Annotated in this window: 11 protein-coding genes; 6 read left to right on the top strand and 5 right to left on the bottom strand. The window is 73.2% G+C overall.

The annotated features are described in order from the left end of the window. Positions 1–3 precede the first annotated feature (3 nt). Positions 4–1,878 (bottom strand): AAA family ATPase, encoded by a 1,875-nt coding sequence (locus ACZ6EG_RS21780; protein ID WP_391970368.1) that lies wholly within the window; start codon positions 1,876–1,878, stop codon positions 4–6. A 430-nt stretch (positions 1,879–2,308) separates the two neighbouring features. After that, entirely contained in the window at positions 2,309–2,929 is a 621-nt protein-coding gene (locus tag ACZ6EG_RS21785; RefSeq protein ID WP_469606768.1) for a uridine kinase family protein, read from the bottom strand. 322 nt (positions 2,930–3,251) lie between these two features. Here ACZ6EG_RS21785 and ACZ6EG_RS21790 point away from each other — a divergent pair, with 322 nt between their 5' ends. The 3 genes from ACZ6EG_RS21790 to ACZ6EG_RS21800 all read left to right on the top strand — a co-directional run bounded on the left by ACZ6EG_RS21790 (position 3,252) and on the right by ACZ6EG_RS21800 (position 5,685). Further along, positions 3,252–4,625, top strand: a complete 1,374-nt coding sequence (locus ACZ6EG_RS21790) for a peptidase C39 family protein (RefSeq protein ID WP_391970369.1) — start codon at positions 3,252–3,254, stop codon at positions 4,623–4,625. Positions 4,626–4,802: 177 nt separating this feature from the next. Then, a complete protein-coding gene (locus tag ACZ6EG_RS21795; protein ID WP_391970370.1) occupies positions 4,803–4,943 on the top strand; it encodes an SCO1431 family membrane protein in 141 nt (46 codons plus the stop codon). Between the two features lie 82 nt (positions 4,944–5,025). Then, a complete protein-coding gene (locus ACZ6EG_RS21800; protein WP_469606686.1) occupies positions 5,026–5,685 on the top strand; it encodes a TetR/AcrR family transcriptional regulator in 660 nt (219 codons plus the stop codon). 65 nt (positions 5,686–5,750) lie between these two features. On the opposite strand, the gene ACZ6EG_RS21805 is transcribed toward ACZ6EG_RS21800, so the two are convergent. Beyond that, complete coding sequence (locus tag ACZ6EG_RS21805) at positions 5,751–7,034, bottom strand: glycoside hydrolase family 18 protein (RefSeq protein ID WP_391970371.1); 1,284 nt, start codon at positions 7,032–7,034, stop codon at positions 5,751–5,753. Between the two features lie 358 nt (positions 7,035–7,392). On the opposite strand from ACZ6EG_RS21805, the gene ACZ6EG_RS21810 reads away from it, so the two are divergent. Beyond that, the gene (locus ACZ6EG_RS21810; protein WP_391970372.1) at positions 7,393–8,565 is read left to right on the top strand and encodes an acyl-CoA dehydrogenase family protein; all 1,173 of its coding nucleotides are present in this window, start codon (positions 7,393–7,395) and stop codon (positions 8,563–8,565) included. Here ACZ6EG_RS21810 and ACZ6EG_RS21815 read toward each other — a convergent pair. After that, positions 8,528–8,749: a hypothetical protein gene (locus ACZ6EG_RS21815; RefSeq protein ID WP_391970373.1), complete on the bottom strand. Its 222-nt coding sequence runs from the start codon at positions 8,747–8,749 to the stop codon at positions 8,528–8,530. The two genes, ACZ6EG_RS21810 and ACZ6EG_RS21815, sit on opposite strands and share 38 nt — an antisense overlap. A gap of 364 nt (positions 8,750–9,113) precedes the next feature. After that, the gene (locus ACZ6EG_RS21820) at positions 9,114–9,551 is read right to left on the bottom strand and encodes a hypothetical protein (protein ID WP_469606690.1); all 438 of its coding nucleotides are present in this window, start codon (positions 9,549–9,551) and stop codon (positions 9,114–9,116) included. 268 nt (positions 9,552–9,819) lie between these two features. On the opposite strand from ACZ6EG_RS21820, the gene ACZ6EG_RS21825 reads away from it, so the two are divergent. Together ACZ6EG_RS21825 and ACZ6EG_RS21830 are read left to right on the top strand one after the other, a co-directional pair. Beyond that, positions 9,820–10,260 carry an Lrp/AsnC family transcriptional regulator gene (locus ACZ6EG_RS21825; RefSeq protein ID WP_332886433.1) on the top strand — a complete coding sequence of 147 codons (441 nt, stop codon included), beginning with the start codon at positions 9,820–9,822 and terminating at the stop codon, positions 10,258–10,260. A gap of 136 nt (positions 10,261–10,396) precedes the next feature. Next, complete coding sequence (locus ACZ6EG_RS21830) at positions 10,397–12,001, top strand: amidohydrolase (RefSeq protein ID WP_469606693.1); 1,605 nt, start codon at positions 10,397–10,399, stop codon at positions 11,999–12,001. Positions 12,002–12,273: the final 272 nt, after the last annotated feature.

The following is a 12,273-nucleotide window of genomic DNA, read 5'->3' on the forward strand; positions in this document are numbered from 1 at the left end:
GGCTCAGGGGCCGGCCGGGTCCTGCGGCCCCCGCCCGGAGAGGACCTCCCCGTAGGCCTGCATCAGGTCCGGCAACCGCAGCGTGGCCAGGTCGTCCCGGGTCAGCGACCCGGGATACACCGACAGGCGCAGGTCGCGGTACGCGCAGCTCTTCTCGTACAGCGTCCGCAGGAAGCGTCCGTTGCCCAGCTCGTCGATCCATCCCTGGTCCACCACGTGCCCCGCGATGGAGCGCAGCTCGTCGAGGGCCTCCTCGTCCCAGACGTCCCCGTTCTCGGCCGCGAGCACCTCGCCGATCGAGGTCAGCTCCAGCGGCCGGTACGAGGGGAAGTCCACGCGGGTCGTGAACCGGGAGGACAGCCCGGGGTTGGCGGACAGCAGGCGGTCCATGCCCTCCGGGTAGCCGGCGAGGATGACGACGAGGTGGTCGCGGTTGTCCTCGGCGCGCTTCAGCAGCACCTGGAGCGCCTCGTCGCCGTAGGCGTCGCCCTTGCCGTACCCGGAGTTCGACAGGGAGTAGGCCTCGTCGACGAAGAGGACGCCGCCGAGCGCGGAGTCGATCAGCTCGTTGGCCTTCACGGCGGTCTGGCCGAGGTATTCGCCGACCAGGTCGGCCCGCTGCGCCTCCACGAGGTGGTCGCCGCCGAGCAGGCCGAGGGCGTAGAAGACCCGGCCCAGGATGCGGGCCACGGTGGTCTTGCCGGTGCCGGAGGGGCCGGAGAAGACGAAATGGCGTTTGGGCGGCTGGACCGGCAGCCCCTGACCGGCCCGCAGCCGAGCCATGTTGAGCTGCGCGGACAAGGCTTTGACCTGGCGTTTCACCGGCTCCAGACCCACCATGCGCTCCAGCTCCGCGAGCGCCTCCTCCAGCAAGGCCGGATCGGTGGGCCCGGTGGGCAGGGAGGAGTGCGGCCCGTCGGTCCGCTCGCGCACGGCGGGGCCGCTCAGCGAGGGCAGCGGGGCGCCCGGCGGGGGCTCGGGGACCTCGGGGACGGAGAGCTTGAGGCCGCGTTCCTCGGCGCCGAAGAGGGGGTCGAGTCCGTCGGCGCAGTCCAGCCCGTCCGGTCCCGTGCCGGCCTGGGCGAGTCCGGTGAGATCGCCGGTGTCGTCGTAACCGTCTCCCTCGGCGATCGCCGCCAGCCGGGCCGAGGTGTCCATGAAGGCCGGGTCGACGCGGTGCACGGCCCGGTACAGCGGGAGCGCCGCGGCACTGCGGCCCGTCCCCTCGTGGGCCCGGGCCAGCCAGTACCGCAGCTCCTTGCGCTGCGGCTGCTCGCTGCGGCAGCGCATCAGAGCCGTCGACAGCAGCGGCTCGGCCTGTCCGTACATCTCCAGACGCACCCGGGCCATGCCGCTGAACAGGCCGGCCTCGATACCCAGCAGGGGATCGCCGAGCAGCGGGTCGGTGTGCCGTACGAGTTGCTCCCAGTCCTTGACCAGGTAGGCGCGGCAGGCGTGCAGGAAGCGGACCTGGGCGTCGGCGTCCACGGGCGGCAGCCCGGCCAGGGCCCGGTCCAGCTCCGGGACGTGGCGGCCGTCCAGCCAGTGGGAGGCGTGCGCCAGCAGCAGGTCGCGGGGGCTCTCCAGCACGGGCTGCACCCACCAGCCCAGCCAGTACCAGGAGTTGAGCGTGCGGCGATGGCGGGCACGCTGCTCGCCGAAGCGCTCCCGGTGCCGGAACATCCTGAGCAGGGCGTTCGTGGTGTCGACGCGCAGCGCGTGCAGTCCCAGCCAGCCGTCGGCCATCGCGGGATCGATGCGCACCGCGGTCCGGAACTCCTCCTCGGCCTGCGGATAGGCCCCCATGGTGTAGGCGTCCACGCCGCGCAGCCAGGCGAGGTCGGCCGGGGCCTGGGGGCCCCGCGTGCCGAAGTCCATCCCGTCCCCCACGTACCGTGCCCCCGTCGGTATGCCGACGAGCCGTCGCCCGCCGACCGCCTCGGTCAACGGGTGTACCGCGGACCGGAGTTGCAAGGTGCGCGCGGCAACCGCCCGTAGGTCGCACCGTGGGCATCGTACCCGCGGGGGTCTGTCCTCCGAAGGGTGCCGGGGCAGGCCGTTGCGCGAGGCGGGCACGGTCGGGGCGTGCGCCGGACGGTGACTGAGGGTGAGCGGATCGACTCGCGCAGCAGCCGGAAAACGTGCTCGGGGCAGAACGAAGCCCCCGATCACGGGGGAACAATCGGGGGCTTCGCGTCTGTCGGCGGCACCGAATGGCCGCACATCCAGAACGTAAGACCTGTACGACCCCTGGGTCAAGCGAAGTTGAGGCACTCCGGCAGGTTGCCGCGGGGCGATCTTCACGAGTTCAGCACATTGCGGAGGGTCCGTCACCCTGCGTGAAAAAGTGGGCCTCAGAGGTGGTTCCCGCGGGTCCCGGCAGCAACTCGTACCCCTTCTCCCCCTGACGCACCAGAAGGTGCGCGAAGGGGCGCGAGGGGTCGTCGGCGAAGTGCCGGCGCTCCGCGGGGATCCACGCGTCCCAGAACGTCCGCTGCTCCGCGCCGTCGCGCGCCCTGCCGCGCGCCCACGCCTCCTCGCGCGGCAGCTCCATCCAGACCAGCCGGGCCAGGTGGGGGCGGAGTGCCTCGCGGCCCGCGCCGACGCCCTCCACGAGGACCACCGGGGCGGGCGGCAGCGGGCGGGGCGCTCCGAAGCGCCGGGTCCGCCAGTCGTAGGGGGCGTAGTGCGCGGTGTCGCCGCGCTCCAGGGGCTCGATCACCTGGCTCAGCAGCCGGCCGGTCCAGTCGAACAGTTCGTCGTGGCTGGCGATGTCGTCGAGCCGCAGCACCGGGGCGCCGCCCAGCTCGGCGGCCAGCCGTCCGGCGAACGTGGACTTCCCGGACCCGGCGTGCCCGTCGACGCCGACCAGACGCACGGGTCCGCAGGACGGGGGGAGCCGGCGGAGCAGGGCTGCGAGGGCGTGGATGGCGGATCCTGGGCTGCGCGAGGGAACGGACGACGTCCCCCGCACTCTAGCCGCGCCCGTCCGGGACGTGCGTCCGGCCGGCGGCCGGCCCCGCACGCCGTCGGGGTCCGGTGTGCGGCTCGGGTCCTGCGCCTCGCCCGGGCCCCGCGACCGGTTCGGCCGCGCCCCGCGACGCCCGCCCCGGGGCACGCCACTGGTCGACACCAATATTCGTGGCGCGGCGTGCGGAGAAGTGCTGGCAGGACCGGGTTCCTGCGGCCATAGTTGGCGCACAACCGTGCAACGGACCCGCCCGACTCGGACACCTGGGGGTCTTCCACCCATGAGCAGAGCCGAACAGCCGTCCCGCAGAACCGTCCTGGCCGCAGCCGTGGTTGCCGCCGTGGCGGGCAGTGCGGTTCCGGCCACCGCCGCAACCCCGCCCGCCGCGGACGAGGGCCCTGCGGACCGCGAGCGCACTCCCGCCCGGCAGGTCGACTACCGGGCCTGGACCACGTTCCGCGACTGGCGGCGCGGGACCGCGGAAGGGGCCCGCGCGGTCGCGGGCGCCCGTCCCGGTGTGGTGATCGGCGCCCCGGCCGGCACCGCGGACTACACCGACCCGCACACCGGCACCACCGCCGCCTGGGAGTACGCGACCTGGACGTCGCCCGTCCACCGGCTCGCCGTGCCCTCGACGGAGGTCATCGCCTCCTGGAACGCGCACACCCCGAGCGGCACCTGGCTCCAGGTCGAACTGAAGGGGAGCTACTCCGACGGTACGGACACCCCCTGGTACGTGATGGGCCGCTGGGCGGCCGGCGACCAGGACATCAAGCGGACCTCGGTCGACGACCAGGGCGACGGCAAGAGCAGCGTCTGGACGGACACCTTCGCCGTCGACGACGCCTCCACGGGGCTGCGCCTGGTCTCCTACCGGCTCAGACTCACGCTCTACCGCCGCCCCGGCACGAGGACCACGCCCACCGTCTGGCGGCTCGGCGCGATGGGCTCGGACATCCCCGACCGCTTCACCGTCCCGGCCTCCGCTCCCGGCCTCGCCCAGGAGCTGAGCGTCCCGCGTTACTCGCAGGAGATCCACAAGGGTCAGTACCCCGAGTACGACAACGGCGGCGAGGCCTGGTGCAGCCCCACCTCCTCGCAGATGATCATCGAGTACTGGGGCGGCCGGCTCACCGCCGAGCAGCTCGCCTGGGTCGACCCGTCCTACGCCGACCCGCAGGTCTGCCACGCGGCCCGGTACACGTACGACCACCAGTACGCCGGCTGCGGCAACTGGCCCTTCAACGCCGCCTACGCGGCCACCTTCGAGGGCCTCCAGGGCGTGGTCACCCGCCTGGGCTCCCTCACCGACCTGGAGACGCTGATCGCGGCCGGCATCCCGGCCATAACGTCCCAGTCCTTCCTGGAGGAGGAGCTGACCGGGGCCGGCTACGGCACGTCGGGCCATCTGATGACGGTGATCGGCTTCACCGCCGACGGGGACGTGATCGCCAACGACCCCGCCTCCGACGACAACGAGGCCGTGCGCCGCGTCTACCGGCGGCGCGAGTGGGAGAACATCTGGCTGCGCACCAAGCGCTACAACGCGAGCGGCAAGGTCGCCTCCGGCACCGGCGGCGTCTGCTACCTGTACTTCCCGGCGCACCCGAGCCCGCGCCAGCGCAAGGCGCTCGCGGCGGTGGGCGTGCTCTGACCGCGCCGCGACGACGGCCCCCGGCAGCGCGAGATCGGCTCCGGGGGCCGTCCGCTGTGAGCAAGGTCTCCGCCACATATGCCGCCGGCGGTGGCAAGGTGGACAGCGTCACCGCGGGGGTCGCCCTCGACGGGAGGCGGGGGGAGTCCACCCGAACTCCGAGATCAGCGAGTAGCCATGACCGCACACACCGCCACAGCCGCCCGTGTCCGTACCGGCGGCCCCGAGGACGACGGCCCGAAGGTCCTCGAACACGTCATGGGCTGGACCCTCGTCGTGGTAGTCGCGATGCTCGTGGTCCAGCTGGGCCTGCTGTGACGTGACCCGGGTGTGACCTGGCCCACGATCCGACCTGCCATACTGCGGAAGTCCCGCTGCCCGTAGGAAACCAGGGTCGAAATTGAATATCAGTCAACAGCGTGCCGACGCCCGCCCCCGGGCGCGCGGCACCGAGCGTTCGCTGGCACGCCGGGCCGAACTCATCGCCATCGGGCGCAGGCTGTTCGCCGACACGTCCTACGACGCGCTCTCGATGGACGACATCGCCCGCCAGGCGCATGTCGCCAAGGGGCTGATCTACTACTACTTCCAGTCCAAGCGGGGCTACTACCTGGCGATCATCCAGGACTCCGTCGCCGAGCTGGTCACGACCGCGGCGGGCGGTACCGAACTGCCGCAGGTGGACCGCGTCCACCGCACCATCGACGGCTATCTGCGCTACGCCGAGCACCACCAGGCCGCCTACCGCACCATCGTCAGCGGCGGAGTCGGCTTCGACACCGAGGTGCACGCCGTCCGGGACGGGGTGCGCGAGGCGATCGTCGCCACCATCGCCGAAGGGGCGTACGGCCGCTCCGACGTCGGCCCGCTGGCGCGTATGGGCCTGCTCTCCTGGGTGTGCGGGGTCGAGGGCGCCACCCTGGACTGGATCGGCCGTCCCGGTCTGCCCCGCGAAACCATGCGTGACCTGCTGGTGAAGTCGCTCGGCGGCACCCTGCGCGCCATCGAGGAGCTGGACCCCGCCTGCCCGGCCCCGGCCGCCGCCCGCCGGGACGCCTGACGCGCACAGCGGAGGGGCGGAGACCCGAGCCGGCCCCCGCCCCTCCGCCCCCCCTGTGGGTCAGGTCAGCCGATCGCCCTGATCAGCTCGCCGTTCGCGGTGTCACCGCTCAGCTCCCAGAAGAAGGTGCCGCCCAGCCCCTGCTGGTCCTTGTACGCCATCTTGGTCGCGATGGTCTGCGGCGTGTCGTAACTCCACCAGTCGTTCCCGCACTTGGCGTACGCCGTACCGGCCACGGTGCCGGTCGCCGGGCAGCTGGTCCTCAGCACCTTGTAGTCCTCGATGCCCTTCTCGTACGTCCCCTTGGCGGGGCCGGTGGCGGTGCCGCCCGGTGCCGCCTGGCCGACGCCGGTCCAGCCGCGGCCGTAGAACCCGATCCCGAGCAGCAGCTTCGAGGGCGGGATGCCGAGGCCCTTGAGCTTGTCGATGGTCGCCGAGGAGTGGTAACCGGGCTTCGGGATACCGGAGTACGAGGTCAGCGGCGAGTGCGGAGCGGTCGGGCCGGCGGCGTCCCAGGCGCCGAAGAAGTCGTACGTCATCGGGTTGTACCAGTCGACGTACCGGGCCGCTCCCGCGTAGTCGGCCGCGTCGATCTTGCCGCCGGACGTCGCGTCGGCCGTGATCGCCGCGGTGAGCAGGTTGCCGGAGCCGAACTCGGCGCGCAGGGCGCTCATCAGCTTCGGGAACGCGTCCCGGCCGCTGGTGTCGCAGCTCAGCCCGCAGGAGTTGGGGTATTCCCAGTCGATGTCGATCCCGTCGAAGACCTCGGCCCACCGGGAGTTCTCGACCAGGTCGTGGCAGGACCGGGCGAACGCGGCGGGGTCCTTCGCGGCCTCCGCGAAGCCGCCGGACCACGTCCACCCGCCGAAGGACCACAGGACCTTGAGACCGGGGTGCTTCTTCTTCAGCTTGAGCAGCTGGTTGAAGTTGCCCCGCAGCGGCTGGTCCCAGGTGTCGGCGACGCCGTCGACGGAATCGGCCGCCGTGTACGCCCGGTCGGTCGCCGCGTAGGCGTCGCCCATGGCGCACTTGCCGCCGGTGACGTTGCCGAACGCGTAGTTGATGTGGGTCAGTTCGGCGCCGGAGCCGGACGTCTCGATGTTCTTGACGTGGTACTTGCGGTCGTAGGTGCCCCATTCGGTGAAGTAGCCGACGACCTTGGAGCCGGCGGCGGCACTCGGCGCGGGTGCCGCGGGGGCCGCCGCGGCGGTGGTCGTGGCCGCGCCGGCCAGCAGCCCCGCGCCGAGCGCCGCGGAGCACAGGGCGGCGAGGAGGGCCCGGACGGGGGCCCTCCGGCGTGAGCGGGGCCGGGCGTGGGGGAGGACGCGGGGGAGGTGCGGGACGTGCATCGGGTGTCTCCTCGTGGGGGGAAGAGGGAAACGCGCGCCGATTGGCATGAACGCGGTAATGCGTTCGGTCCGTCACCGTAGGAGGACTAGACCAGTGGGGTCAATGGTTCGGACCATCTTCGGGTCGGGGCGCCGGAATCGAGGGCTCGCGGACCGGCCGGAGCATTTCCTGAAGTAAGCGGTCGTTAACTGGTGACTCCATGCCTCCGATCGGGCATACTCACAGCGCACAGCCGCTGGTCAGCCGCTTCCGCGACCCGGGAGTGCGAGCATCGGCCTGGCCCGAACGACCCGGCGGAACCGCCTCCACCCAAGGCGCACGTCCGCCGTTGCGCCCGACAGGGAGGAGAGCGTCGCCATGCCCGACCGCGCCCCGCAGCCGGTGGACCGGCAACTGCCCACGGACGAGGCACGGGATCTGATCTCGCTCGTCCGCGACATCGCGCAGCGTGAGATCGCCCCGAACGCGGCCGAGGAGGAGGACGCCGGACGCTTCCCGCGCCAGGTCTTCGCCCTGCTCTCCGACTCCGGCCTGCTCGGCCTGCCCTACGACGCCGAGTACGGCGGCGGCGAGCAGCCCTACGAGGTCTATCTCCAGGTCCTCGAGGAGCTGGCCGCGGCCCGGCTCACGGTAGGCCTCGGCGTCAGCGTGCACACCCTCGCCTCCTACGCCCTCGCCGCCTACGGCACCAAGGAACAGCAGGTCGAGCACCTCCCCGCGATGCTCGGCGGCGGCCTGCTCGGTGCCTACTGCCTCTCCGAGCCCGCCTCCGGGTCCGACGCCGCCTCGCTGCGCACCAAGGCCGTGCGCGAGGGCGGCGACTGGGTGATCACCGGCACCAAGGCGTGGATCACGCACGGCGGCGTCGCCGACTTCTACACCGTCATGGCGCGCACGGGCGAGGAGGGACCGCGGGGCATCACCGCCTTCCTGGTCCCCGCCGACGCCGCGGGGCTGAGCGCCGCGGTGCCGGAGAAGAAGATGGGGCTCAAGGGCTCGCCCACCGCACAGGTCCACCTCGACGGCGTGCGGGTGTCCGACGCCCGACGCCTCGGCGACGAGGGGCAGGGTTTCGCGATCGCCCTGTCCGCGCTCGACTCGGGGCGGCTGGGCATCGCCGCCTGCGCGATCGGTGTGGCCCAGGCGGCGCTGGACGAGGCGGTGTCCTACGCGGCGGAGCGCCGGCAGTTCGGCAAGCCGATCGCCGACTTCCAGGGGCTGCGCTTCATGCTCGCCGACATGGCCACCCAGATCGAGGCCGGCCGCGCGCTGTACCTGACCGCGGCACGGCTGCGGGACGCCGGACTGCCCTTCGCCAAGCAGGCCGCCATGGCCAAGCTGCACTGCACCGACACGGCGATGCGGGTCACCACCGACGCCGTGCAGGTCCTCGGGGGGTACGGCTACACCGCCGACTTCCCCGCCGAGCGCTACATGCGCGAGGCGAAGGTGCTGCAGATCGTCGAGGGCACCAACCAGATCCAGCGCATGGTCATCGCCCGTCACCTCGCGGGTCCCGAGGGACGCTGAAGTCACCGGTGACGCTCCAGGCACCGGTGACGGCGAAGTCGCCGGCCACGCCGAACCCGCCGGTGACGCGCAGGTCGCCGGTGGTGAAGAAGTCCCCGAGTCCGCGCGGGGGCGCCGCCAGTCGCACCCACTCCGGGTCGTCGCGTCCCGGCAGGGTGCGGCCGCGGTCGGCCCAGGTCCGCATCAGCTCACGGTAGATCGGCGGGTCCGGGGGCTGCGGGGCCGGCGGAACCGGTCTCGCGGGCACCGGGACGAACGCGCGGCGCCGAGGCCCGGTCGCCGAGTACGTGGGGGTCATGCCCGGGCAACGCGGCGGAGTGCGGACAGGTCACCGGCGCCCGGAATCGAGAGTGAGTTCGCGGCTGTCCGCCGCCGAGTCGGCGGCGTCGCACGGTGTCTGACGCACCGTCGCTCACGGCGGCCCTCCCGCGACCTCCCGCGGACAGCGCTCCACCCGCTCCACGGCCGTGCGTGGGCCGTGGAGCGGGTGGGTGGACGCATCGGGGCGACGCACCCGGACGGCGCCCGTCCGGGTGGCACACGTGGGCTCAGGCCGCCTCGCGCCGCATCGTCGGCACGCGCATCGGGCGCGAGCCCGGACCGCCGACGTGGGAGAAGGGCTGGGTCCGCCAGTCGAGACCCTGGGGGAGCGTCAACAGCAGGGCGGTGTCCTGCTCGTGGGGCTGGAACGACTCGTCCGCCGGACGGGCGTCGGTGGCCCTGCGGCCGGTGCCCGCACACGCCGTGAGGCCGAACGGGTTCCACGGGGAGGCGCACAGCGCGTGCTGCGGCAGCACCTCCTCGTCCGCCAGCAGCGCGATGGGCTGCGCGCAGTCCGGGCAGATCACCCGGTACATCTCGAACGTGTCGTAGGTGTCGAGCTCCTCCTCGTCGAGGGCGTCGGGTTCGACGCCCTCCGGAAGGGGCTCGATGACCGGCTGCTGCCGCTTGGACGTGGTACGTCCAGGGCGCTTAAGACTCTGCATGGGATTCTCCCCCTCGGGCTGGGCCGTGACGGCACTGCGGCCTCGACCACAGCAAGCACTTCCCGTCCCCCCTACGGGGTAATCACGAGAACATCACGGAGAACGGCCGGGGGGTGTGGTCTTCGTCACATGCCTCGCGCAGCCGCCCCCTGCGGCGGTTTTGTACCCGGCCGGTCCGTCGGCCGACCGCCCGTCACATCACGAACAGGGCATGACCTGGGCCGCTCAGGTATCCGAGGAGATCAAGCGCACTGTAGGTTCTTGCGCCATGGAGGAGCTGGACCGACAGATCGTGCAGCTGCTCGTCAGGGACGGGCGGATGAGCTACACGGACCTGGGCAAGGCCACGGGCCTGTCCACGTCCGCCGTGCACCAGCGGGTGCGACGGCTGGAGCAGCGTGGCGTCATCCGCGGGTACGCCGCGGTCGTCGACCCGGAGGCCGTCGGGCTGCCGATGACCGCCTTCATCTCCGTGAAACCGTTCGACCCCAGCGCTCCCGACGACATCGCGGACCGGCTGGCCGGGGTTCCCGAGATCGAGGCCTGCCACAGCGTGGCGGGCGACGAGAACTACATCCTCAAGGTGCGCGTGGCCACCCCGCACGAGCTGGAGGAGCTGCTCGCCCGGGTCCGCTCCCTGGCGGGCGTGTCGACCCGGACCACCGTGGTGCTGTCCACGCCCTACGAGGCCCGGCCGCCCCGCGTCTGACCGTCGCCGCGGGCCACGGTGCCGGCCCGGCAGGGGACGGCCGCCCGCTGCCGGTCACCGGTCGGGGGCGGGGCGCCCCCCGTGCAGCGCCGACCTGCGTGCCGGTCGGCGGGCACGAGGGGCGAGACTGGTGTCCATGAGCGAGCCCACCACCCCGTCCACGACCGTCCTGCTGCGCCGCGGCGAGGTCCACAGTCCCGCCGACCCCTTCGCGACGGCGATGGTCGTCGAACGCGGCCAGGTCGCCTGGGTCGGCTCCGAGGGCGCCGCCGACGCCTTCGCGGACGGCGTGGACGAGGTGATCGACCTGGACGGCGCCCTGGTCACCCCGGCGTTCACCGACGCACACGTGCACACCACGAGCACCGGCTTCGCCCTCACCGGCCTCGACCTCTCCGGCGCTCCGACCCGGGAGGCCGCCCTCGCCCTGGTGCGGGACTTCGCGGCGGCCCGCCCGGGCGACCGCGTCCTCCTCGGGCACGGCTGGGACGCCTCCCGCTGGCCCGACGGGCTGCCCCCGACACGCGCGGAGCTGGACGAGGCCACCGGCGGCCGCCCCCTCTACCTCAGTCGTATCGACGTCCACTCGGCCGTCGTCACCACCGCCCTGCTCGACCTGGCCCCCGGGGCCGGCGACCGCGCGGACGGTCCGCTCACCGCCGACGCGCACCACGCCGTACGCGCGGCCGCCCTCGGAGCCGTGTCCCCCGCCCAGCGCACCGAGGCCCAGCGCGCCGCCCTCGCGCACGCCGCCTCCCTCGGTATCGGCACCGTTCACGAATGCGCAGGGCCCGAGATCTCCTCCGAGGACGACCTCACCGGCCTGCTGCGGCTGTCGGCCACCGAGGCCGGACCCCGGGTCATCGGCTACTGGGCCGAACGGGATGTCGACAAGGCGAGGGAACTGGGCGCGGTCGGCGCCGCCGGCGACCTCTTCGTCGACGGCGCCCTCGGCTCCCACACCGCCTGCCTGCACCAGCCGTACGCCGACAACGGTCACACCGGCATCGCCTACCTGGACTCCGCCGACGTCGCCGCGCACGTCGTCGCCTGCACCGAGGCCGGTCTCCAGGCGGGCTTCCACGCCATCGGGGACGCCGCCGTGACCGCCGTCGTGGAGGGGGTGCGCGCCGCCGCCGACAAGCTCGGCCTCGCGCGCGTCCGCGCCGCCCGCCACCGCGTCGAGCACGCCGAGATGCTCACCCCCGAGACCGTCGCGGCCTTCGCCGAACTGGGCCTGACCGCCTCCGTCCAGCCCGCCTTCGACGCCCTGTGGGGCGGCGAGGACGGCATGTACGCCCGCCGCCTGGGCGCCGAACGGGCCCGCACCCTCAACCCCTACGCCGCCCTGCTGCGCGCCGGTGTCCCGCTCGCCTTCGGCTCCGACAGTCCGGTCACGCCCCTCGATCCGTGGGGCACCGTCCGGGCCGCCGCCTTCCACCGCACGGCGGAACACCGCGTCTCCGTGCGGGCGGCGTTCACCGCGCACACACGCGGCGGCTGGCGGGCGATCGGCCGCGACGACGCGGGCGTCCTGGTGCCGGGCGCCCCCGCCGACTACGCGGTCTGGCGTACCGGCGCCCTGGTGGTCCAGGCCCCCGACGACCGGGTCGCACGCTGGTCGACCGACCCGCGTTCCGGCACCCCCGGCCTGCCCGACCTCACCCCGGGCCGGGGACTGCCCGTCTGCCTGCGCACCGTCGTCGGGGGCCGGACCGTCTTCGTACGGCCGGGCGAGTGATCTCCACGGCCGACGGGGCGATGATCTTCCGCCGCGTACGACCTGCGGCTCCGCCCCGCTGACCTGGGCATTGCTGCGGAAGCCGCAGGTCGAACGACTGTTGACAGGCGACGGCGGGGGGCCGGTAGGTTCGGCCGAGTCCACCACCGGACGTCCGACCGGGGAATCCTCCGCGCACGCGTCGCGGCGCCGCTGGGTCAGGGACGGTGTGCCGCATTCGGGGCACCGTCGCTGGGAGCCAGGCTCAGCGCTCACGCCGCGACGAGGGAACG

It is taken from the genome of Streptomyces sp. NPDC041968 (assembly GCF_055589025.1).

What these genes read in the sequence shown, in the direction of transcription:
- ACZ6EG_RS21830 (WP_469606693.1), top strand. Translation starts at nt 10,397, where the DNA reads ATGAGCGAGCCCACCACCCCGTCCACGACCGTCCTGCTGCGCCGCGGC.
- ACZ6EG_RS21815 (WP_391970373.1), bottom strand. Translation starts at nt 8,749, where the DNA reads ATGCGGACCTGGGCCGACCGCGGCCGCACCCTGCCGGGACGCGACGAC.
- ACZ6EG_RS21820 (WP_469606690.1), bottom strand. Translation starts at nt 9,551, where the DNA reads ATGCAGAGTCTTAAGCGCCCTGGACGTACCACGTCCAAGCGGCAGCAG.
- ACZ6EG_RS21805 (WP_391970371.1), bottom strand. Translation starts at nt 7,034, where the DNA reads ATGCACGTCCCGCACCTCCCCCGCGTCCTCCCCCACGCCCGGCCCCGC.
- ACZ6EG_RS21810 (WP_391970372.1), top strand. Translation starts at nt 7,393, where the DNA reads ATGCCCGACCGCGCCCCGCAGCCGGTGGACCGGCAACTGCCCACGGAC.
- ACZ6EG_RS21825 (WP_332886433.1), top strand. Translation starts at nt 9,820, where the DNA reads ATGGAGGAGCTGGACCGACAGATCGTGCAGCTGCTCGTCAGGGACGGG.
- ACZ6EG_RS21780 (WP_391970368.1), bottom strand. Translation starts at nt 1,878, where the DNA reads ATGGACTTCGGCACGCGGGGCCCCCAGGCCCCGGCCGACCTCGCCTGG.
- ACZ6EG_RS21795 (WP_391970370.1), top strand. Translation starts at nt 4,803, where the DNA reads ATGACCGCACACACCGCCACAGCCGCCCGTGTCCGTACCGGCGGCCCC.
- ACZ6EG_RS21790 (WP_391970369.1), top strand. Translation starts at nt 3,252, where the DNA reads ATGAGCAGAGCCGAACAGCCGTCCCGCAGAACCGTCCTGGCCGCAGCC.